Source organism: Bacillus sp. EB106-02-03-XG38, assembly GCF_058792175.1.
The window spans coordinates 1,383,365-1,406,386 of the sequence record NZ_JBYTED010000001.1 but is presented as its reverse complement, the minus strand read 5'-3'; the positions used below and the strand labels follow the sequence as shown (position 1 = coordinate 1,406,386).

General features: G+C 31.2%; 16 protein-coding genes. 6 read left to right on the top strand and 10 right to left on the bottom strand.

Annotated features, from left to right (window positions below; genetic code table 11):
• The first annotated feature begins 651 nt into the window (after positions 1 to 651).
• Entirely contained in the window at positions 652 to 2,634 is a 1,983-nt protein-coding gene (locus tag AC3WTI_RS07120) for a methyl-accepting chemotaxis protein (protein ID WP_142286789.1), read from the top strand.
• A 95-nt stretch (positions 2,635 to 2,729) separates the two neighbouring features.
• On the opposite strand, the gene AC3WTI_RS07115 is transcribed toward AC3WTI_RS07120, so the two are convergent.
• The 3 genes from AC3WTI_RS07115 to AC3WTI_RS07105 are packed head-to-tail and all read right to left on the bottom strand — an operon-like array spanning position 2,730 to position 4,750.
• Entirely contained in the window at positions 2,730 to 3,104 is a 375-nt protein-coding gene (locus AC3WTI_RS07115) for a hypothetical protein (protein ID WP_087959016.1), read from the bottom strand.
• Between the two features lie 43 nt (positions 3,105 to 3,147).
• On the bottom strand, positions 3,148 to 3,489 hold the full coding sequence (locus AC3WTI_RS07110) for a YolD-like family protein (RefSeq protein ID WP_097841755.1): 342 nt from the start codon (positions 3,487 to 3,489) through the stop codon (positions 3,148 to 3,150).
• Positions 3,476 to 4,750 carry a Y-family DNA polymerase gene (locus tag AC3WTI_RS07105; protein WP_097841754.1) on the bottom strand — a complete coding sequence of 425 codons (1,275 nt, stop codon included), beginning with the start codon at positions 4,748 to 4,750 and terminating at the stop codon, positions 3,476 to 3,478. Before AC3WTI_RS07105 ends, AC3WTI_RS07110 begins: the two co-directional genes overlap by 14 nt.
• Before the next feature lie 338 nt (positions 4,751 to 5,088).
• Between AC3WTI_RS07105 and AC3WTI_RS07100 the strand changes: the two genes are divergently transcribed.
• The 5 genes from AC3WTI_RS07100 to AC3WTI_RS07080 all read left to right on the top strand — a co-directional run bounded on the left by AC3WTI_RS07100 (position 5,089) and on the right by AC3WTI_RS07080 (position 12,742).
• The gene (locus AC3WTI_RS07100; protein ID WP_000438639.1) at positions 5,089 to 5,316 is read left to right on the top strand and encodes a hypothetical protein; all 228 of its coding nucleotides are present in this window, start codon (positions 5,089 to 5,091) and stop codon (positions 5,314 to 5,316) included.
• 289 nt (positions 5,317 to 5,605) lie between these two features.
• Positions 5,606 to 6,874, top strand: coding sequence for a glycoside hydrolase family 5 protein (locus AC3WTI_RS07095; protein WP_087959038.1), 1,269 nt, complete (start codon positions 5,606 to 5,608; stop codon positions 6,872 to 6,874).
• Between the two features lie 561 nt (positions 6,875 to 7,435).
• Positions 7,436 to 10,045 (top strand): putative mucin/carbohydrate-binding domain-containing protein, encoded by a 2,610-nt coding sequence (locus AC3WTI_RS07090; protein WP_144488171.1) that lies wholly within the window; start codon positions 7,436 to 7,438, stop codon positions 10,043 to 10,045.
• 255 nt (positions 10,046 to 10,300) lie between these two features.
• Positions 10,301 to 10,849 (top strand): fascin domain-containing protein, encoded by a 549-nt coding sequence (locus AC3WTI_RS07085; RefSeq protein ID WP_087956662.1) that lies wholly within the window; start codon positions 10,301 to 10,303, stop codon positions 10,847 to 10,849.
• Between the two features lie 1,557 nt (positions 10,850 to 12,406).
• Complete coding sequence (locus AC3WTI_RS07080) at positions 12,407 to 12,742, top strand: hypothetical protein (protein ID WP_097840794.1); 336 nt, start codon at positions 12,407 to 12,409, stop codon at positions 12,740 to 12,742.
• Positions 12,743 to 13,224: 482 nt separating this feature from the next.
• On the opposite strand, the gene AC3WTI_RS07075 is transcribed toward AC3WTI_RS07080, so the two are convergent.
• The 7 genes from AC3WTI_RS07075 to AC3WTI_RS07045 form a co-directional block, all read right to left on the bottom strand.
• Positions 13,225 to 13,599, bottom strand: coding sequence for a hypothetical protein (locus AC3WTI_RS07075; protein WP_087956664.1), 375 nt, complete (start codon positions 13,597 to 13,599; stop codon positions 13,225 to 13,227).
• Positions 13,600 to 14,321: 722 nt separating this feature from the next.
• Entirely contained in the window at positions 14,322 to 14,483 is a 162-nt protein-coding gene (locus AC3WTI_RS07070) for a hypothetical protein (protein ID WP_087956665.1), read from the bottom strand.
• On the bottom strand, positions 14,483 to 15,598 hold the full coding sequence (locus AC3WTI_RS07065; RefSeq protein ID WP_097840791.1) for a response regulator aspartate phosphatase: 1,116 nt from the start codon (positions 15,596 to 15,598) through the stop codon (positions 14,483 to 14,485). Before AC3WTI_RS07065 ends, AC3WTI_RS07070 begins: the two co-directional genes overlap by 1 nt.
• Before the next feature lie 501 nt (positions 15,599 to 16,099).
• Positions 16,100 to 17,227: a Ger(x)C family spore germination protein gene (locus AC3WTI_RS07060; RefSeq protein ID WP_097840790.1), complete on the bottom strand. Its 1,128-nt coding sequence runs from the start codon at positions 17,225 to 17,227 to the stop codon at positions 16,100 to 16,102.
• The gene (locus AC3WTI_RS07055; protein ID WP_097840789.1) at positions 17,224 to 18,327 is read right to left on the bottom strand and encodes a GerAB/ArcD/ProY family transporter; all 1,104 of its coding nucleotides are present in this window, start codon (positions 18,325 to 18,327) and stop codon (positions 17,224 to 17,226) included. Before AC3WTI_RS07055 ends, AC3WTI_RS07060 begins: the two co-directional genes overlap by 4 nt.
• Positions 18,314 to 19,822: a spore germination protein gene (locus AC3WTI_RS07050; RefSeq protein WP_097840788.1), complete on the bottom strand. Its 1,509-nt coding sequence runs from the start codon at positions 19,820 to 19,822 to the stop codon at positions 18,314 to 18,316. The genes AC3WTI_RS07055 and AC3WTI_RS07050 overlap by 14 nt, the downstream gene beginning before the upstream one ends.
• An 853-nt stretch (positions 19,823 to 20,675) precedes the next feature.
• Positions 20,676 to 21,719 carry a Fic family protein gene (locus tag AC3WTI_RS07045; RefSeq protein ID WP_087956670.1) on the bottom strand — a complete coding sequence of 348 codons (1,044 nt, stop codon included), beginning with the start codon at positions 21,717 to 21,719 and terminating at the stop codon, positions 20,676 to 20,678.
• Positions 21,720 to 23,022 lie beyond the last annotated feature (1,303 nt).

Below are 23,022 nucleotides of genomic sequence, written 5' to 3'. Positions count from 1 at the left end.
GTTATTCATTTGAATCATGATCTAAATGCTAGCCCAAAAAAGTTCGCAATCTATTATTAGTAATTCATAAAGATAAGATAACGAAAAAATATTTTTTTATTTTAATATTTAAAACTTATGTATACGTGTTACAATGAAGTCCTCCAATTTATTTTATTCTTCTATTTAGAATTTATGGTTTAGTTTCCAATAATACAAAAGTGGCTGTAGTAAATAGATAAATGAATGAAGTGAAGCGGTTAGAGTGGTTAAAAGGCAGTTAAGCATAATTATCCAAAAAATAAATTCACTTAGTTAAGTTTTAGGGGTTTATTATGGTAAGGATTTCATCAAATTTGAATAGTTCTAGATTAAACTTTTGATCCAATTAAAGTCAAAAATTATCTTTTAAATGAAGTTTATGTTTCAACCAGGTAATTTAGAATAATTCGTAGCCTTAACATTGCTTAATATAGCAAAATAACATATTCGAAAGGTGGATAGATAAAACTCCGCTTGTAAAAACTAAATTTTTATATAAGAAGATGTATGTAAAAGGATATAACGGTAATTTCATTTCGAATAATACCCATAAATCAATGTAGAAAAAATAAAGGAGCAAACAATTAAATACACTATATCAGTTGTAAGAATGAAGGGAAGAAGTAGAAAGTGTTTAAAATAAAAGAGAGATTGGAACAAATGAAGCTTAAAACGAAGTTGTCTATGGCATTTATTGCAATATTAATTATACCTAGTCTTATCGTGGGAATAGCATCTTATGATGAGGCGAAAACAGATCTTAATGATACAATTCTACAATCTGCGAAAGATAATGTGAGTATTTTAAATAAGATAGTTGATGATGAATTAGAAAATAAACATGTAGATGTAACTCATTTTGCAAAGATACTTACACAAGGTGATTATAACGCTGACCAATTGCAAAATGTGCAAGGTAAATTTGATCAATATATACAGTTACATCCAGAGATAGAAACAATTTATACTACATCTAGTAATAATCAATTTATTCATGCGCCCGTTGGAAAAATACCTGAAGGATTTAACCCATTAGAAAGTAGTTGGTATAAGGATGCAGTAAAAGCTAATGGAGAGATTATTGTTTCGTCTCCCTATAAATCAAAGGCTACAGGCAATATGGTAATAGCAATTGCAAAGCAAAATGCTGATAAAAGTGGTGTCATTGGTGTGGACTTGAATATTAATGATATCGTAAAAACTTCTAAAATGATAAAAATAGGAAAACAAGGATTTGTATCTATAGTAAGTCAAGATAAGACTATAGTTGTTCATCCTACACTTAAGCCAGGTGAGAAATTAGAGAAATCATTAGCAGATGAACTATACAAGAAAGAAGATGGAGTAATTACTTATAGCCTTAATGGTGAGGATCGAAACATAAGCTTTAAAACAAACAAAAAAACAGGTTGGAAAATAGCTGGTGTAATGCCTATTAAAGAAATTGAAGAAGCTACCAATCCTATTTTTTATAAAACACTCACTATAATAGGGGCTTCATTGTTGTTAGGTGGAATTGTAATTTTCTTCATTCTTAAATCTATTATTAATCCATTAAGACAATTAGTTATTTCAGCTCAAAGAATTAGTCATGGAGATTTAACTGAGAAAATAAATATTCGTTCAAAGGATGAACTTGGTCAATTAGGTGGTAGTTTCAATACAATGGCAGAGTCGTTACGTAATATAATTTCTCAAATTAACACATCTGCAGGACATGTGGCTGCTTCATCTGAGGAACTAACCGCTAGCGTAGAGCAAGCCAGTGTTGCGACAGAACAAATTACAAAAGAAATGGAAGAAATATCGAATAGTGCAGAAGTTCAAAATAATGAAGTGGCGTCTGGAGCGAAATTAATTGGTGAGGTAACACGAAACATTCAATGCGTAGCTGATAATGCTTCTGAAGTATCGGCTTCATCCTTATACACAAAACAAAAAGCCAATGAGGGTGAACAATTAGTAGAACAAACTGTAACGCAAATGCAGTCAATCCATCATTCTGTTTCTCAATCTGATAATGTAATTAAATTATTAGATAAGAAATCGCAGCAAATCGGAAGTATATTAGAAGTAATTCAAAATATTGCAGCACAAACAAATTTATTAGCATTGAATGCAGCGATTGAAGCGGCAAGGGCAGGAGAACAGGGGCGTGGCTTTGCAATTGTTGCCGATGAAGTCAGGAAGTTAGCGGAGCAATCATCCGAATCTTCAATGGAAATTGGAAGTTTAATTAATGAAATACAAGCAGATGTACATGAGACTGTAAAAGCTATGAATGAAGTAGGAGTTGAAGTGCAGTCAGGGATTCAGGTTGCGAATGATACAAAACAAAGTTTTTATGAAATTTCAAAATCTGCAAATGATATCGTGTCAAAAGTACATGGTATGGTGGAATTATCAAATAAAATGACAAGTGATGTAATGGAAGTTGATACATCAATTAATCAAATATCTATGGCTGTGAAAGAGAATGCTTCAAGTATGCAAACGATAGCCGGCTCATCTGAAGAACAACATGCTTCTATGGAAGAGATAAATTCTTCAGCAATACAATTAGCACAGATGGCCGAAGAACTTCAAGAATTAATTGGTGGATTTAAGATATAAGTTCAGAATCTAGGATAGAATCCTAGATAGTGTGTTTAAGGATAGAAGTTAAAAATCTTATAACGATAAAAGGAGCAAATTAATTTGCTCCTTTTTCACTTGAATTCGACATGAAATTTAGTATCAATGATTCCAAAAGCAACTTTACATGGGAACGGATTTCTCCCTGTTGAAGCAGCACACATACATGAAAGTACCCAATATTCCAATTCTAAAGGTAAGCGGAATGCTTGGATACTACCATCATTGTTTTTTACTGTTACAATCGGTGTATTTACCCTAGTTGTAGCGAAACCATCTGTCGTTATCATCGCTACTGCATCATTATTATGAAAACCAGCGCTTAAAATCTCGTAAGTTATTCCATCTTTCTCATTGATAATCATAGGTATATTTAAATAGGGATAGTTATTTATATCATTATGATTAATGGTTCTCGCTGTATTCTTTCTTATCTGATTCCCTTGCATTTTATATGCTCCTTTATACTACTCCAAAGATAATCACCTAAATCTATTTTACGTCTATTATATTTGAAAATTGTATTGTTATCTTATTATAGAAAGCATCAGTACATATGATAGAGCTATGTAATGGATCTATATCGATAACGGTCATATAGTTGGTGAGTAAATAACCATCTTCATAATATGTAATTAATATCTCTTCTTCAGATAGCAACGAACATAGTAACATGTTCTCAATCAGTTCTTTCTTTTCAGAGGTTAAAATGGGACGCGCTACTTTATTTTTCTCTTTGATCATTTCATGTATTCCGACGAATTGTTCTGGCATTGCTGCAAACGGCGTCCATTTTATTATTCCTCTGCCTTTTGGCATATTAGCGTTGTTCATGCTTTGTGTCCCCTAACAGTGTGTTTCTGTATCTTGCTGTTGCATTATTTGTATAGGAAATTCCTCTTAATATGCTATTTTTTCCAAACTTTGTGCGTATTTCATCCATTACTTTCGTTAGCTTTATTTCTTTTTCTCGTTGTATGATGTTATCAAAAAGGGAAATTTGTTCTTCGCCTTCACCAATTAGTTTTGTTAGAGAAATAGTAATACTTCTAATTGGTTCTCCAGTATATTGTTGATGTAGAAAATATAGACAAACTTGATAAATATCCATGGTTAAGTTGGTGGGACGGCTTAAGGTATGTGTTTTGCTAAAGCCACCTGAATAACCTTTACTATATCCAATTGAAAATTGAACAGTTTGAGCAAGTTTGTTTTGTTGTCTTAATCGATAGCAAACTTCTTCGGTATGTTCCAGTAGGATAATAGGAAATTCTTCTATTGTATAATCACGCATTAAAATTTGGCTTTTTCCTATAGAAGTTGTAACCGGAACATATTTCTCTGAAATTCGACTAAAATCAATCCCATTACTATGTAAGTGTAATTCTTCGCCAATCACGCCGAAGCTTTGTTTTAAATATTTAAGAGGATAATTGGCTAAATCACCAATTGAATGTATTCCTTTTTGATTTAATTTTGTTTCTGTTTTATGCGAAATCCCCCAAAACTTACTAAGCGGCCGTATGCTCCATAATTTTGTAGGTATATCTTCATATGTCCAATAAGCGACTCCGTCTTTATTTTTCTTTGCTTCAATATCTAAAGCTACCTTACTCATCAATAGGTTAGGTGCAATCCCGATTGTGCATTCAATTCGTGTATGTTCATATATTTCACGTTTAAACTGTAATGCAAATTCATTTGGATTCCGGGCAAAGAGATGGATGCTATCGGTAATATCCATAAAAAATTCATCGATGCTGTATTGATGAAAGTCTTCAATAGGAACATATTGTAGAGCTAACTTCGTTATGTAATTGGAGCACTTAATATAGGTTCCCATAATTGGATTCACAATAAGAATATCTTTTTGTCGAGGAATCTCGTATAGCCTTGCCAACTTCTTTACTCCCATTGCTTTTAAAGGTGGAGTTGCGGCTAAAACAATGGACCCATTTCGATTCACATCACCAACTACAGATAATTTTGTATGAAGTGGGTCTACTCCCATTTTGATGCAACTAACAGAAGCATAAAAGCTACGAAGATCAACACATAAAATGATTCTATCCGGTAAAATTGAATAGTCATACACTATAACTCCTCCTAATAATAACGAGAACATTTGTTCTTATTTCTGTTCTTATTATACACGAACTTACGTTCTTTAATGAAGTGGTTTTTGAAAAAATATTTAATTATATGTAGTAGAAATATGTTGAACGACAGAGAGAAGTAACAGCTTAATGTTATTGAAATTTGTAGGATATAAACTGTATTATTTATTTTGGGTAGTGCAGGAAGAAAATGCTGGGAGGATGTAAGGTATATTATTTTTTCAAAAAGTTACAGTAATTTATCGTAAAAGAGGTTGCGATTACGAGTTTATGTGAAAATATAATTTCAAATAGATTTTAGGAGGACGTTTCATAAATGGAGCAGGTTATACAAGAGTTTTTTTCTCCAAGTAAAAACTATAAGGTTCAAATCATTAAAAGAAAAGATGGGCTATACACAACAGAAGCTTATAGATGGATGGAGGATTGTGGATATGAATTTTGGAGTTATATATCACAAGGATTGACTTTGATAGATAGTGAGGAACATGCGCGAAAGATTGCTATGGAGCAACTAAAGGAATGTTCAAGAGATGAGTTTTAATAATACGCTATTTTATTTGTAAAATTATAAGGAAATATGATATTTTTTGAAAATATAGAAATGAAATTCATTTAATCTTATTTATTTTATAAGAATTGTAAGGTATACTAAAAGTAGGTGCAAAAATGCACTATTTGAAAAAGAGTGCAAGTCAAAAAGGAATCCGTAAAGGATTCCTTTTTTTGTTTTTTAGTAAATGAAGCAACTTCCTATTATCTCTGTCTTTTTTATAACATAAAAGGTATTTTTGGAAAATTGCCATATTCCTGTAACAAAACACAGGTATGTTATGTGTGTAAAATATAAAGAGAAAGAAGGAAAAGTTGTGAAAAAATTTTTACCAATTGTTGCGTTGTTAGGCATGATGAATTTTGGAGTACAGGAAATGAATGTAAGAGCTGATACCTATTACAAGAGCGATTCAAAAATTAGTTTTTGGGATTCGAAAAGGAAGGGTACTAATTTCATGAATAGTACGTCGTTACCCGAGAACTATAAAAGTGCAAAAGAAGCTAATATTGAATATGTTCGTTTAGCACCTGATAAATGGGCAAAGGATAAAGATTTTTTATTTGAGGATAAACTGGATACCTCTGGAAAGGATTTTCTGATAGGTAGTGCAGATAACTATCAGGGATTAGTAAAGGAGGATCTACAAAAATTAAAAGCGGATTTAGATGCCGCACAATCACAGGGAATGAAAGTTGTTCTTACAATGTTATCCTTGCCTGGTGATCGATGGCGCCAATTTAATAATAACAAGAATGACGACAGAATATGGGAAGAAGAGAAGTATCAAGAACAAGCAAGTCAATTTTGGAAAGACCTTGCTTTGGAACTAAAAGATCACCCTGCAGTGGTCGGTTATAATATTATAAATGAACCGCATCCAGAAACAGCTAAAAATAATAGATATAATGATTTTTGGAAGGAAGATTACGAGAAATGGTATGCAAAAGTGAAAGGAACGACAGCAGATTTAAACAAATTTTATGAAAAGGTGATTCATTCTATCCGTGAAGTGGACCAAGAAACACCGATTATTTTAGATTCAGGTTTATATGCTACTCCATGGGCCTTTAAATATTTAAAACCAGTAGAGGATAAAAAAACACTATACGCATTTCATATGTATGAACCATATGAATTAACGAGCCAAGGTGAAAAACAAAACAAGGAATATCAATATCCAGGATTAGTAAAAGTAGGGGATTTAGAGAAACCTGTAATGTGGAATAAACAGGGATTAGAAAAATTTTTAAAGCCACTCCAACAATGGTCTAAGAAAAATCATGTACCATCTAACCGAATTATTGCAGAGGAGTTTGGAATTAACCGTACCGTTCCAGGAGCTACCCAATACATGCAAGATCTTATTTCTATCTTCAACCAAAGAGGTTGGCATAAATCATTCTATGCATTCCGTGAAGACACATGGACGGGAATGAATTATGAATTAGGAACAGGAAAAATAAAATGGGACGAAGAGGGTAAACCGATACGTCAAGATAATCCACTCTGGGATGTAATAAAAAAAGATTTACAGGGGCATAAGTAGTTTAGAATGCTTGGTTTAAGAACTAAATGTAAGCATCTAATTCTAATAGAATTAGATGCTTTTTATATCAAAGAAGGCGGAGTCATATTAAAGATTCCGCCTTTCTTTTACATATAGAGTAGCAACCTGGTTTATTTACAATAAATAATAAGATTCTTAGAGAATAGTTTAAAAAAAGTTAAGGAAGTTTAAATAAATGTGGTTGCAATTATTTAAACCTTTGAAGTTAAAAAAACTTTTATGAATTTTTCGCTAGACTATAAGCTTTAAATGTTGAAATTTATTTACTTATTTCGCCAAATGAATACATTTATACAATTAGATGGAAGTTAAGGGTGTTGAATCAAAACATAATAGTTTGTTATTGATGAGTTTATCGTAAAGTTGTTATTTAATGTGTCATCAAATAGTATTTGTATACAATGTTAAATAAAGAAAAGGAGATTATTATGAGAAAAAATAGATTAAAAGATACAACATAGATAGCATGAATAGCTTGGGGTGTAAAACATAAAAAAACAAAAATCCTTAAGTGCATTAAGGAAAAATGAGGGAGTTAATATGGGGAATAATTCAAAACATAAAACTAGAAAAATACTTGCAGCCACCGCTACAGTAACGATGCTTGCAACGGGAATGATTTCTACAACAGATATCATTGCAGAGGAAACGCAGCAGCAAAATAAAATATCGACATCACTTCAAGATGAAAAGTCAGTTAAATCAGAAAACAGAACATATATAGTCCCAGGAAAAGGGGATGTTGAGGTACTGAAACAACAGGAAAGAAAAAGTATGGCATTTAGTCCATATGAACCGACTGGTTTATATGCAAAGCCAAATGAACAAATAACGATTAATGTAGAAGGAAATCAAAATATTCAAGCATACATTGGAACGTATTCGTATGATGCTTCTTGGAGAGAAGATTCTAAAATAAAATCATTTACATTAAAACCAGGTATAAACACAATCCAATCTCCAAATGGAGGAATGATTTATTTTTACAATAAACAACAAGGTGGTACCATTCGAACAACGGTTACAACTGGTGGAACGACTACCCCTCTCTTTGAACTAGGCAAGCATACAAAACAAGATTTAATAGACATGCTGAACCAATATCCAAATGCACATGCAGTGGAGCTAAAAGGAGAACGTGTATTAATTACGGCCAGCCCTGCACGTGTTAAGAAATATTTGCTAGGTTCTAATACAGATCCTGTACAACTCTTAAAAAAGATGGATGAAGCTACCCGAATCCAAGACAAAGTAGCTGGATTATCCGAAGAACAAGCAGACAAGCATTATATTCATTACGTAGAAGAAAATCATTCACCAGATTATTATATGTATGCGACTTCTTATCGAACTGCATATGTAGGAGATGCAATTCAATACGTGTTAGATATTAATAAATTTATAAAAGATGGTTGGGGTCCTTGGCATGAGGCAGGGCATTTGAGACAGCAATCACCTTGGAAATTTTATAATATGACAGAAGTACAAAATAATATTTACAGCCTTTCTGTAGAAAAAGCATTTACATCTAATCAACCTTATAGATTGCAACAAGAGGGTGCGTATACTAAGGCATTTCAATACTTAGAACAACCTAATAAAAATTATGACGAAGTTAGTGATGTTTTTGTTAAGCTTGTTATGCTTTGGCAACTACAATTAGCATATGGAGAAGATTTCTATCCTAAACTGCATCAATTGTATAGAGATATGCCTTCTAATGAACTTCCACAAACTGATGAAAATAAAAAACAATTATTTATGATCTCAGCATCAAAAGTAGCCAAACAAAATTTGATGCCTTTCTTTGAGAAGTGGGGATTACGTCCGAATAACGATACGATTCAAAAAGTAGCTGCATTGGGATATCCAATTTTAACAGCAGAGATTTGGAAGGGGACGGATTCTAATCCGATTAAACCAGATGTGCCTAATGCAAATAATATTTTAGAAGGAAGCCAGTTTGCATGGTCAATGAAAGGGATTAGTGATTTCGAGTTTGCTAAAATCAATTTCAATAAGTCGGCTGAAGAAATGCAAGTGGACTTAAAAGCAGGCGTACCGCATCATTATTTTAATGAAACATATGCGAGTATTAAAGTGCAAAATGCATCAGGTAAAGTAGTATACAATAAAGACATTTATGGAAACAAACAACAAAATGCTGAATTGCAAAAAATTCCAGTTAAAGTAGGAGATTATATTGAGTTAACACATCTAGAAGGTGTGCATAGAGCTACTTTAACAAATGTAGATAATAGTAAACAAGAAAGCTTTGGAAAAAAAGCCATGTACGAAGTTACAAAAGAAGGCCTGAAAAAAGTAGAAAAAATGCCAGAAGTAACAATTTTAGACGGAAATCAATTTGCATGGTCACTAAAAGGAATAAGTGATTTTGAGTTTGCTAAAATCAATTTCAATAAGTCGGCTGAAGAAATGCAAGTGGACTTAAAAGCAGGCGTACCGCATCATTATTTTAATGAAACATATGCGAGTATTAAAGTGCAAAATGAATCAGGCAAAGTAGTATACAATAAAGATATTTATGGAAACAAACAACAAAATGCTGAATCACAAAAAGTTCCAGTTAAAGTAGGAGATTATATTGAGTTAACACATCTAGAAGGTGTGCATAGAGCTACTTTAACAAATGTAGATAATAGTAAACAAGAAAGCTTTGGAAAAAAAGCAATGTACGAAATTACAAAAGAAGGTCTGAAGAAAGTAGAAAAAATGCCAGAAACAACGGTTTTAGATGGAAATCAATTTAGTTGGTCTTTAAAAGGATATAGTGATAGAGAAATTGCAAAAGTAAATTATAATAGGGTAACAGAGAAAATGCAGGTGAATTTAGAAGCAGGCGTACCACATTCTTATTTTAATAATACGTATGCGAGTATCAGAGTACAGAATTCATCCGGTAGTGTTGTGTACAATAAGGAAATAGTGGGAAATAGACAGCAAACTGCTGAAAGCCAAACTGTGCCAGTCAAAGTGGGAGATTATATTGAGTTTACCCATATAGAAGGGGAAGCAGTGAATGAAAAGGCTCGGGCTACACTTACTAACTTTGAGAATAATAAACAAGAATATATAGGCAAAAAAAGAATCTATCAAGTTACTTCAACGGGATTAAACAAAATAGATTAACATGAAAAATATTCAAATTTTTAGTTAGATGCTTAATAGTCGTTCTTTATGAACGGCTATTTGGCTTTTATTTAAAATAAAGTGAAATTAATTTTAAAAATATGTTTGAGGATTGAGTGATGTTTAGGTGCTATAGATTTGAGAAAAAAGAAACAGAATAATAAGGTATTTGTTGATAAAGACTCTCTTGCATTACAATATTTTACATATTTGGTATGATGTATATGAGTGCTATATATTAAGGGAGGAATGAGAATGAAGAGGTTCATAGCTCATGCAAATGGTAATAAGATCTTTAAAAAGTTAGTTTTAATGGTGTTACCAATGGTTCTAATGATAATGATGATAACCCCATCGAATGATGCATTGGCAGCCGACCAATCAAATGCGGGTTCACTAAAAGGTGTGAGTCTATTGAATGGGAGCTGGACTGTTGCTATACAAGCTGCAAATTTACAATATGTGTCTGCTGAGCCATCGGGAAATGTGATAGCAAATCGTAGTGCAGTTAATGAATGGGAGAAATTCGAATTAATTCCGACTGGAGAATTATATACGTTTGCTTTAAAAGCGAAAAGTAATGGAAAGTACGTTTCGTTTGAGCCAAATGGTAGAGTAGTAGCAGATCGTACATCAATTGGAGCATGGGAAAAATTTATCTTATATAATGGTGGGGACAATAGGATATATGTATTACAAGCGTTAAGTAATGGTAGATTTATATCAGCAAATGGTGGTAGAGAATTAACTGCTAATAGTTATGTAGCTGGAAGTTGGGAAAGATTTGTTATTGTGTATTTCTAAGTTTTGAAGTGTTTTATATATAAATAATAATGACTGGTTTAGTTTAAATGCATGCTAAATAAAGAGTTAAGTACTTAATACAAGTGTATATTAAGGTGTAAAAAGGATTGCAAGTAATTGTCAGTCCTTTTTGTATGTTAAATAAGTAATTACTGAGGATGTAATCAGAAGAAAAAGAACCCTATTGGGTTCTTTTTCAAGGCATATTAACAGTAAGGAGAATCATGAAATGCTACTTCAAATCTTTATTAGGGGAAAGATTTTGAAAAAGCTTAACATACATCTATTTTTACATAAATGTAAGATATAGTAAATTGATAATCTTTATACTTACTATTACTAATATTCAATTAAGAAAGTTAACACTATGTTTATAGTGTTAACTGATGTTTAGTGTAGCATACATTTAGAAATCTAGTATTAGATTACAATTGTCAAAAAAGCTAATAGATTTATCATTTTAAATTCTCACTAATATTTAAACGATTTTAATTGAAATGGGGTGTGTAGTAACTCTTATAAGCTAATGAAAGTAAATAAAATAAACAAAGACCCTGTAACAAAATACAGGGTCGGATACAGGGTTAAGGGAACGCATAGTTTCTTAAAAACATGATAGCATATATTTTTTGTATAGCTATATGAGGATTTTGACAAAATTAAGAACAAGACAGAAAATCTTTGAGAAAGCAAATATAGTGGTGGAAATATGATTTGGAAGTGAACAATTTACATGTTGATATAGACGAAAAATCTTGAGCACCATGATCAAATTGTCTTTAAATAAGAGGTTTAGGTTAGTGAAATAGTTGAATCTTCCGGAAAAAGAAAAATGATTTTTTAATTAAAAGAAGAAAAGACACCTTTTGAGTGTCTTTTCTTTTGGGGTACAGCTCACATATTGCTGAATTAGATATGAAACCATAATTCAATATGAAATAAACAACTTAAGAAATTTTAACATAATCTGAACCGAAAAAAATATGTAATAGTGCATCTTTAGTTTTCAATTGCTGTATTGGATATAGAACAGCAATATAAATAAAAAGGGCATGCAGTCGTATCTGCCGCCCCTTTAGGAGGAATTCAAGACACCAATAGGACACGTATTGGTAAAAAGGCTCAAAAATAGTATATGTAAAAAGAAAAAGTCCTATTCCAAAAGTGGGCTGAGCTGTATCTTTTTTACTTATTCAAAAATCAAATACCGTTCTTTTCAAAAGCAGTACAGCAAACATATGGTTTGGAATAGAATCAGAAAAAGTATACATGAAAATGGCAGACAACAATTTTGTCGCCTGCCAGTGCCAATGGACTGAATGAGTTAGTCAATTACTATAAATTTACTACCCCATTACCAGAAGAGTGAAGCCGCTAGTTCAAACGGCTTAAACCTAGTTTGCCTAAGAAAGAAAAAATTATGAGTAGAAATTTTGTTTGCTCTATATGAAAAGATAATGAGATATTCATCAGACAAGGATAATACAGCATACCTTGAATAGGGTGTAGGAACGAATTAAGGAAAAGAATGTGATTAAGGAAGGGACTGAATCGGGAGTGGAAATTTCGGACAGGATTTGGGGAGCTGTTGTTGCCTTTGGTATTGCGACTAATATCGTTGCTTGTGTAATGGCAGTATACATTCAAAAATATGAGCTAATGATAAACTACCTTACAAATATTTTATTTTTAATAATTATAGCCATAACGTATATTAAGATGAAAATTAATAAGTGGGTGGCGTTAGGATTTACGTTAGTTGTAATGGAAAAAGGTATTAAGGCAGGTTATGACTTCTACACACATGATTACTATGGTGTCAGTTGGAGTTTAGCTATCATTGTCTATTGCATATACGAGATGAAAAATTATTATGTTGAAACAAATAAATAACCGCAAAAAATAAAGGTTAGTAGGGGGAATTCTTGTTAAAGTATACAATTTTTTTAACAATGATATTACGGTCCTAGTTTTTACTTCAATAGCAAAAAAAGACGCCATAAGGCGCCCGAAAATTGGGTAAACGAAGTTTTAGTTTTCCAATCTAAAGAAATTATGTATCAGCTCACAATGAGAGTATATCATAATATACAATCAAAAAATATGCATTATTACATATATGAGTTTAATAAAAGTAAGATGAGAGTAAATCAAAATAATATAAAAAAGACACTACAAGAGTGTCTTTTTTGAGAAAATACTCTATAATTAACTTTAGGGAAGGTAATGTTAGAGTATATATTTAGCATTATCTTTATATTTGATAAACCATGAAATCAAAAGATTTTGTGGTTTATTTTTTGAACAATAGCTATTACAGTATTGGCAGTGAGTTATTAATCATTATAAGTATTAGGAGAGAAGGGATTAAAAGTCTAACATCGAATAACTGTTCCGGAATATAGCGTTGCGAAATGATCCCCCATATCCCAAACGGTACTTGCTTGTATATAGCCCTTAAAGCCTTCTGAAGAATAATAAATCTCTTTTGGTATACTTTCTTTAGTTTGGAAATGTGCTTTAGAATATTTTACATAATGGTTTTTAATAACTTTTGATTCTGGAACAATATTGTTTTTTTGTTCCAATGTTTGCCTAGCACTAGAAGGTGGTATGAATTTTTGAGTGTCTTGGTAATTATGATCTAAGGTGTCAGCCTGTACACTGTGTGACGACACAAAGACGCTTAAACTACTTCCCACAATTAATGTTGCAAGTGCTAACTTTGAGACTTTCGTTAAACTAATCATTTTATAATCTCCTTTTCATTATTTTATAAGGTACCTCCTTACACCTCACAGTCTATATCCACTACATAAGGGTGTACATACATATTGATAGACAAAATTCTACAAAATATCACGTGTTTTTTGATTTGTGTATAATAATTCAATATTTGATAATTTATCAGAAGTAAAAATGTAGGCCTTATATAAATGAAAATGAATAATTTATGCAGAGCTTGTATATAAAATTATTGTTCAAATATTCTAAAATGAGTTGATAAAGATGGTGTGGTATTATTAGACAATAATTGATTCGATAGGTTGGATTTGAAAAGTGAATTCTCTTTTTGAGCTTTTATTATTTAAAATAACTAAAGAATAAGTACAAGCACATAATTTAAATAAAAAAAGTGAGAAAAATGATAAACATTCTTCTCACTTTCATCAATTAGGGTGGCATATATATAAATATGCGTTTGAGAGGATTTTTGGATGAAAAATCCACATACATAGTATAACAAAATATTTAAGACACCTCGCATGTAATATTGCATATAAAGAGTTGATAGATATAATAGTTAGTCTACTTCTATTATTTAAAGGATTTTCCAAAAGAATAATCCTGCCTTAAGAGAGTGCAGGGTGATAGGCGAGAGAAGAATTTTGATTTGGCGTAGCCAAAAAGAACAATACATATTTTGATATGTAAAGACCCTCCAAATGGAGGGTCTTTACATACACTTATATTAATTTTGTTGTGGTGCACCACCATGATCGCCAACACTATATGAAGGAGCCGGATAATGTCCATGGGTTGCAAGCTGATCTGTTTTATAAAACTGAGAAATTCCCACCGTTAGAACCCCAATAAAAGCAATACCTGATAATAGTAGGCTGATTTTTTTCATTATTTTAACACTCCTTTTTCAATTGATTTTCTTCTGGCTTGGTAACAAATATGGAAATAGTCACTTACCTTTTGATGGTTCTCTAATTGTCTACATTTTGTGGCAAATAATTCAGCGTATTCGACAACATATTCCCATAATTCTTCTTCCTCAAAGTATAAGATTCCTTCTTGGATGATTTTTTCTAATTCTTCCAATGGTATATTTTCGTTTAATCTTTTTAAAATAGAGAAGTGGTGTGTGTATTCTTCGTTATGAATTCCTCTGCAAATCTGTAATCCCTTATCAATGAGCTTGCTAGCTGCTGATTGTTCTCCTAATTTATAATGCTCCTTAGCTTGTAGGAAGATAGCCTTGAAGTGTGTAGGGATTTTCTCTATTACTTCTGAAAGGTGACGAATAGCTAACGTAGACATACTTTGATTAGAATACAGCCACCCCATAGTACTTTTTACGTATAACAAGGAATCTTCTTCCTTATTCTTCTGTAGTAATTCAATCGCACAATGCAGATATTCTTCAGCTTGTTCGTACTGCTTTAAATAGATACAGCAACCACCTAGCAAACTATTGCAAAAGGCTGTTTTTACTTCATAACCCTCGTACTTCCTAAAGATTGCTCTCGATTTATTTGCGTACTCAATAGAAGCGAGCATGTTATAGGTATGGTGATAAAAAGTAGCAATTCTATAGTAGAATTCAGCGTGTTCGATTTCATCTGGAATGTCTACTAATATCTTTTCTGCCAGTTTATAATGTTCCTCTGCCTCAGTAAAACTTGATATAAAAGTGGAATGAATGGATTTAAAAAAGTGATAATAGAAGCGTAGAAAATGGTCTGTAGGCATATCATAATCACTAATAGCATCAAAACTATTTTGTTGAATACCGAGACTATCTGTTAAGACTGTGTAACGAAATTCAAGTAATGAGTAATATAGTAACAAATTTTGATCCTGACGTTCTTGATTTGACTCAATGCTTAACTTATTAATTTTTTCATCAATTTTCTTTTTTAGATTAGTAGCTTTTACAACCTGTTGAGATAGCATAGATCGATACCAGTCGTTCAATAGAGAGGTTAATTGCTCATTGCCCTTTACTGAAACACTCACTATATATTCCCCCATCCTATAGAATTATCATAGTCCTATTAAATTGTAACTATCATAGCAAAATAGAAGGAAAAATGGAGGTATTTTACAATGTTTTTCAATAAAATTCATAAAAAAATAATCAATTTGTGTCGAATATACATAGTATTTAATACCTAAAACTTATTAAAAAGATGATTCTAAAAGCTATTTTTGCGTAGAATCATCAGTTGATGAATTTATCACCATTGGAGAAAGTAAACCAGGGGCTCAATATATAAGCAAGATCTTTAGTGGAGTAGCTACAAGAAGGGGATAGTTATAAAATTGTTAAAGCACAGTATAATTATTAAAATTTTCACCTTGTTTCCTTTTCAGATAGGATAAGTAGAAGAAGATAGGAAGTTTTTCTTTGAACTAAGCTTTTTAACAGGAAAAGATATTTTAATTAAAACAAAGCATTGTTCTTTTAGAACAAAGGAATCACTAGAACAATATGTGATTCCTTTGAGAAATGCTAGTCTAATTTCTAATGGTCCCAGTATCTTTTATTTTGACGTGTGTCTTTACATTTATTTTAGCCTCTGCTAACGCTTGCAACCAATCTCCTTTTACTTTTTTCCATTCTTTGTATTGAAAAGCTCTAGCATATAGGGATAATCCAATTGGATCAATTTTCTTCTGCTGTATTTCATTTAATATATTTTGTAAATTATCATTAATTTCTTTTTGAATAGCACTTTTTAAATTATTTATATTTTTTTTATTATCATAGTGCCCCTTAATTAAATTCGCATTGGTTTTTTCTATTAAAGCTACATTAGCATATATATTGAAATTAAATACAAATTTTCCGTTTTGAAAATTAACATCTACCTTTCTTTTCGCGTTCTGTATGAAGATAGAAGTGTTTGTTTTTTTGTTAAATTTTTTAGGGGGAAGCGAAAGGTGTAGTATCATTCGGCCGTTACTTTTTGGCTTATTTATAAGATTGAAAAATTTAACATCTTTTTTAGGGATATGAGTTAAATATTTCCCTCGGCGATTTAAAAATGCAATTCCTACTGTGTCGATTTCATTATTTGTTTTTTTGATAATTGGAACAGTTTGCGTCATGCCTTCTTCATTTTGTTCTCTCATTAATTGTTGAATTGTAGAAGAGACGGATTGGTTATTTTGAATTGAGGATTCGATTACACCATTTATATAAGATGAAAGTGATGGTTTATTAGGCTTATGAATTTTAAAAATTTCTTCTGCAGGTCCATCTACAAGTACTACTTTAGCATTAATGGTAGCGTAAGGATCACGATAAGAGGAATCAAGCTCCTGTAACCAATTTGCTTCTTGCGCTAATTTTTTCCCAATTAAAATGATTTCAGCTTTGGAAGCTGTCATAAAGCCAGTTAACTTCGTATCTATTTTACTGAATCCAGTATATACAGTAGATGCTTGTGTCCAATGTTCTATAGTGCTTTTTGGCTGTTTATGATGAAAGAGTGGTATGCTTGTTCCAACTTTTATGTCTCCATTAGGGGTTCTATCCAAGCCAATTAACAGGATTAATGAAACCTTCTCAAGAGGAATTCTCTGACTACAACCAATTAAATATACACAACAAATTACAATCCATATCCATTTTCGAATCAAAGTTGTTTCCTCCTAGTAATCCAAGTAAAAAGAATACTGTAAGCGAAAAATAATATTGGTAATAGAATAAAGAAAACGACATTTAAGAAATCCATAAGAGAATATATAAACAAATATTGATCCACATCGGGATTTAGGAAAATAAATAGGCCAACTATAAATAACATAAAAGCAAGCAGCGCCCAATTGCGGGCGTTTTTTTGAAGTGAAATGGTCACAGATTTAAAACTGAAAAATAAATATGGATATATTGTAGTGGAAAATACAATTAAATAGTAAGCGATATATATAATTTCTAATCGTTCCATGAAAGAAAAACGAACCCCTTTTAACAGATGAAATACTGGCCAGATTACGTCTTTTATCCCCTCCGGACTAAAGTATATATAAGAAAGAATAGTCACATATAGATAGAAAAACATGGTTCCAGTATTCGCAATTAGTAGTCCTTTTATGGCTTTTTGTTTTTTTTGTAAGAACGGGTATATATAATATGTAAGTTCTAAGCCAGCATAAGGAGTAATGGTTTCTTTTGTTGCCTTTAGAATAGGGTATAATCCATCTTTAAAAATAGGTAATAGGTGTAAAGGGTTGTAGTTAGTCTGTAGTGAAAAAAGAAGAAATAGTGGCATCCAAGTAGTGAAGAAGAAAACAAGCATAGAATAACTAGTAAGAGCCCTTAACCCACTTAGGGCCAAAATAATAAATGGTAATAGTAATAATATGGTGATTTGATAAGCAGGAGTGGAAGGGAATATCCACACTTTTACAATATCAGTTGCCTTTAATAAAGTATTAAAGCCAGCAAAAAATAGATAAAAGGCATATAAAAGAAAAAGAATAGTCCCTATCCATTTACCAAAGTACGTTTTTAGGATTTGTGAGAAATTTTTGTTGGGATTTTTTTGTAACATTAATACAATAAATACGCCGATTATAGAAGTAGTTATCCAACCAAGAATGATAGAAATCCAGCCATCTGTGCCAGCCGTAGTAGCAAGTGGGCTTGGCATGATTAACATACCTGATGCAAGTTGCAGTGAATGAATGAAAATAATAAATTCGAATAAAGTTATGTTTTGGAATTTAAGATTCCCCATGCGAACCACCTTCTTTTTTCTTTTTTTGTTTCGGCTGTCCTGTACTTGAGCGGGTGGTGATCATAGAAATAGGAAATCTTACAAAAGAATCTTTTAATTCTTGAAGCCGAAACGGCGCGATTGGCAATCCGTATGGTGAACCATAGGAGGTAAGTGAAACAAAATGAGCGAATAAGAGCATTAATCCACTAACGATACCTACAATCCCATAAAAGTATGCCAATAACATCATTGGGAAACGAATAAGGCGTATAGAACTTGATAAATCATAATTAGAAACAATAAATGATGCAATGGCTGTAATAGATACGATAATAACCATAACGTTACTCACAAGACCTGCTTGAACAGCCGCCTGTCCAATTACAATCCCTCCAACAATTCCTATGGTTTGTCCAATGGGTTGCGGTAAGCGAATACCAGCTTCACGTAGCATTTCTAGTGTGATTTCCATTATAAAAGCTTCTAATAAGGGAGAGAAAGGGACTTTGACTCTAGACGTTGCAATAGAAGTGTATAAATCTATAGGAATGATTTCAAAATGAAAAGAAACTATAGCAATATAAAATGCCGGTAAAAAAATAGCTATAATAAATCCTGCAAATCGTAATAAGCGAAAAAATGAAGCAATGAGCCAATGAATATTATAATCATCTGGAGTTTGAAAGAATCCAATTAAATTCATTGGAACAATCATTGCACCAGGGGATCTATCCATTAACACTGCTACTTTTCCATCGAGTATATGATTTGAAATGGCATCTGGGCGTTCGCTTAAATAAGCTTGTGGGAAAGGAGTCCAATTTTGATCTTTTGTATAATTAGATAGTTCTCCAATACTCAATACCGCATCCGTTTTAATTCTACAGATTCTAGTTTCTATTTCTTGGACTACATCTGCGGTTGCTACATCACCTAAGTAAATTAAATAAACTACTGAAGTGGCTCGTTCTCCAATCGTCAGCTTTTTGATCTTTAACTCTGTTGAAGGAAGATATCGACGAATTAAGCCTATATTTTTTGTGGCATTCTCAATAAATCCATCATGTGAGCCTTTAATAGTAACTTCTGAAATGGGTTCTTGAATTGCTCTTTCTGCCCAGCCTTTTGTATTTATTAGAAGTGACCGCTTTTCTCCTTCCATAAATAGAACACATTGACCCTCAAGTAATCCTTCTTTAATTTCATTCCATGTAAATACTATTTTGGTATGAGTTGCAATAATATTAGAATTAAATATTTGACTGTCTTCATTTACTTCTTGTAGTAATGGTGTAACAACATTGCTTTTTAAAGCGACACCATCTGTAAGGCCTTCAAAATAATATAGTAAAATATTCGTGGTTGTTTTTAATTGCAAAGGATGTTCGATTAAATCTGCACTAATATCAAAGATATTATTTAATGTATTTTTAAGTTCTTTTAAGTTACTTGTTTGGATGTTTTTAATGTTTTTATCTGTTTTAGTTTCTAAGGTCTCTTCATTTAAGGACAAAATTGACACCTCTTTAATATATAACGATTAGTTGTATTTATTATTTTTAGTTGAGGGAATTTTATTCACAAATTTAAACAAATTGGGAACGGAAATTAATAATTGAGAACAAAAAAGTAGAGGTGATTAGTGGGGAAATCTAGGTATCAAGATAGAATTGAAATTTGAATGATTAAAATAAAAAAGAACCCTTGATAGGCTCTTTTTCATAGTTGGTAAATATGTTGTCAACAACAGAGGATAATTAAGGTAGTAATTTAGATGTCTTTAAGTTAATCAGCTAAATTTTGTAGGAAGAATGGTTTTTCATACCTTAATGCTCGATTAAAAAGGACATTACATTTATTTGGGTGTTCTAGTGTATTTGAACTTTGCATGCTAACAAATTTTGTTTAGGGACAAAAATGATTTTTCTGAATTAACAGAAAAAATGCGCAAAATTCCTATTGGTTATTTTGGTAGGTATCAAATATTTCTTTGGCCTTATTTTCTTGATGTTACCGTACATTTATATGTTTCTATGGGAAAGAATTACTTTTATTTTTATTACCCTCTATTGTTTGATTAAGATGGTAACATGAAATTAAAACGTTTACAACCAGAAAATAAAGAAAAAATCTTAAAATACGACTTTTTTCGACAATTTTTCTACGTTAATATCTAATATTTTTATAGGAAAAGGTGGAGGAAAACGTACCCTTTTCCTATAAGATGTTTTGTAGGAATTAGATATAACTAAAGTAATAATAGCCTAAAATTAAAATGAAATTCCATGAATTTGAGCCCAAAGTTATGAAAACCATTGATAACGTTATAATTGAATTTTTAAACCGTAAGAGTTTTAAAAGAAAGGTCAAACTTTAGTCCACTTTGCGTTTCTTCCTTTTGTAACTAGCTTAATATGGCCAAATAATTGCAAGGAATTTAAAGCCTTACTAATTGTACTCTCTGCAATGTCTGGATATCTGTTACGAATACTTTCCTTAGTAAAGGGTTGTTTTTGTTTAAGTATAAAATCCTGAATTCTCTCAACTTTAGTATGTTTACATATAGAATCTAGAACGGTGTTATGCAGATCTTTGTAAGCCTCTAATATAATAGTTAAAAACGTTTTTAACCAAAAGCTACTATTGTGTTCCTCGCAGTACCAATTTACCGAAGATTTATAAATCGAATTGTAATATTCAGATTCATTTTTCTTAATATACTTATCCAAACATACATATTTTACAAATGTATGTCCACTCTTAATTAGCAGCAACTGCATTAACATAAATGCTAGCCTGCCATTACCTTGATTGAAAGGGACTATGCAATAAAAATTTAATATAAAACGAGCTATTAATAAAAGCGAATGTAGCCCCTTACTAGTATTTAATGAGTTGTATTGATCACATAATTGCTCCATAAACTGTGGAATGAGTTCATGTGGAAGAATGCGGTAACTATTCAAGTGCATTCCATGTTCAGGAATACCTGGAATAATAAAAGATTTTTCACGCCATTTGGCACTGTCAGAGGTAATGTAATGAATTAGTTGAAAATGTAATTCCTGTATAGTTGCTGGATTAATTGATAAAGTACAGGAGTTTTTATGTACAAAAGAAAGTGTTTGATAATAACAAAAAATAGCATCTTCCGAAATATTTTGAGGTACTATATCATCTAAAATAAGTTCTTTTAATCTTTTATTAGGAACTTTTATATCCTCATAAATAGTAGTGAAATTTTTTATGTAATGTAGTGGTATAGTTTTTTCTAAACTATTAAATATGTCAGGGTTTTGTTCCTGATAAGCAGCTAATTTTCCTTTGAATTCGCTAATTTCACTTATTAAATTGATTAACCTCCTTTTTAATTCAATATTTTTATACTTATCATCAAAAAAATCTCTCATTTTTGTTCCTCCTGTAACCCCTTAACACGTTGTTGCATATATCATTCCATTCTAAAGGTGTTTCAAGACATCATTATCAAATAACGACATTTTTGTTCTGATTTTGATCTTGTTTTAGAATCTATATTTTTATTTGATAATAAAAATATAAAAGGTATAAAAAAGAATCGTTAGGATTCAATTTTAATAGGCATAATCCTAACATCAAATGTACAAATGTACAATAAAAAAATAAAAAATATAAAACTATCGACTCTTTTAAAAGATTATTAAGTAGTTGTGGCTATAGATATGTTTTAGTTTTAGAGTAAATATTAAAGTGGTAATAAATTTTTCATGGTTGAAAAAATAGATAAACTATTAATTTGTGAAAGTTATGTGCCTAATCTCTTCATTTGCTATTATGAGAATTCTAAAATTAAATCTAAACGAGCTTAATTTTCTATATTTAGCATAAAGATTAGGGGAGTAAGTTGAAGAAATGTATCATTAAATATAGAAATATGTAACGTTTCATACTTGTATTGTAAAATATTTTGACATAAGTTAATTTAAATACTAGGTACAGGAACATTTAATAAAAATTTAGTAATGTACCCTTTAAACGTTTCACCCTAAAAACGTTAGTATTTATTAATAAACCTCAAGCATACTGAAGTTTTTCCTTTGTTTCTGTACCTTATTAGGTAAAAATAATACAATAAATTGGTAGAATGTTATAGGGGGAAATTGGATTTTTAATTCTCTTTTTCTTATCTTACATAATCAATCTCTTGATGAGTTGTTTAAAATAAGGATTAACAGGGTAGGAGATGACTATTAAAAAGGACTATAAAGTTAAGTTGGATAAACGATCAGGGAAACGAAAGGTTACTTTCGTCGTGTAACTGAGAAGCTCCCACTTTATGTTTTGCTAAGTGATGGGTAGTTCATTCTGCCTGGTAATTTTAATATATGAGTTTGAACATCCTGAAGGTAATCAATATATAAATTACATTAGTTATGTGGTTATAGGAGTAAATGTCTAAGATTAAAGGGTTTGTGTGCATTCACCATGTGAATATAAGTAGATTATTTATTGTGTTTTTTAAGGTTTAGAAAATATGTGTGAATTTAGCTTTAGAAATGACTTATTTGCAAGTTATATAATAGAAATGTAAAGTCTGAAAGAAACTGATATTATCAGTTTCTTCCAGACTTTTTTACTTTAAAAGTAAATTTTTTCTACATAAGGTTAAATATATAATTCTTTAAATTAATATTTGAATTTTTTGTGAAATTAATTGAGGTTTTTATCCCTCTA

What these genes read in the sequence shown, in the direction of transcription:
- AC3WTI_RS07115 (WP_087959016.1), bottom strand. Translation starts at nt 3,104, where the DNA reads ATGCAAGGGAATCAGATAAGAAAGAATACAGCGAGAACCATTAATCAT.
- AC3WTI_RS07110 (WP_097841755.1), bottom strand. Translation starts at nt 3,489, where the DNA reads ATGAACAACGCTAATATGCCAAAAGGCAGAGGAATAATAAAATGGACG.
- AC3WTI_RS07100 (WP_000438639.1), top strand. Translation starts at nt 5,089, where the DNA reads ATGGAGCAGGTTATACAAGAGTTTTTTTCTCCAAGTAAAAACTATAAG.
- AC3WTI_RS07095 (WP_087959038.1), top strand. Translation starts at nt 5,606, where the DNA reads ATGTGTGTAAAATATAAAGAGAAAGAAGGAAAAGTTGTGAAAAAATTT.
- AC3WTI_RS07090 (WP_144488171.1), top strand. Translation starts at nt 7,436, where the DNA reads ATGGGGAATAATTCAAAACATAAAACTAGAAAAATACTTGCAGCCACC.
- AC3WTI_RS07085 (WP_087956662.1), top strand. Translation starts at nt 10,301, where the DNA reads ATGAAGAGGTTCATAGCTCATGCAAATGGTAATAAGATCTTTAAAAAG.
- AC3WTI_RS07075 (WP_087956664.1), bottom strand. Translation starts at nt 13,599, where the DNA reads ATGATTAGTTTAACGAAAGTCTCAAAGTTAGCACTTGCAACATTAATT.
- AC3WTI_RS07070 (WP_087956665.1), bottom strand. Translation starts at nt 14,483, where the DNA reads ATGAAAAAAATCAGCCTACTATTATCAGGTATTGCTTTTATTGGGGTT.
- AC3WTI_RS07055 (WP_097840789.1), bottom strand. Translation starts at nt 18,327, where the DNA reads ATGGGGAATCTTAAATTCCAAAACATAACTTTATTCGAATTTATTATT.
- AC3WTI_RS07045 (WP_087956670.1), bottom strand. Translation starts at nt 21,719, where the DNA reads ATGAGAGATTTTTTTGATGATAAGTATAAAAATATTGAATTAAAAAGG.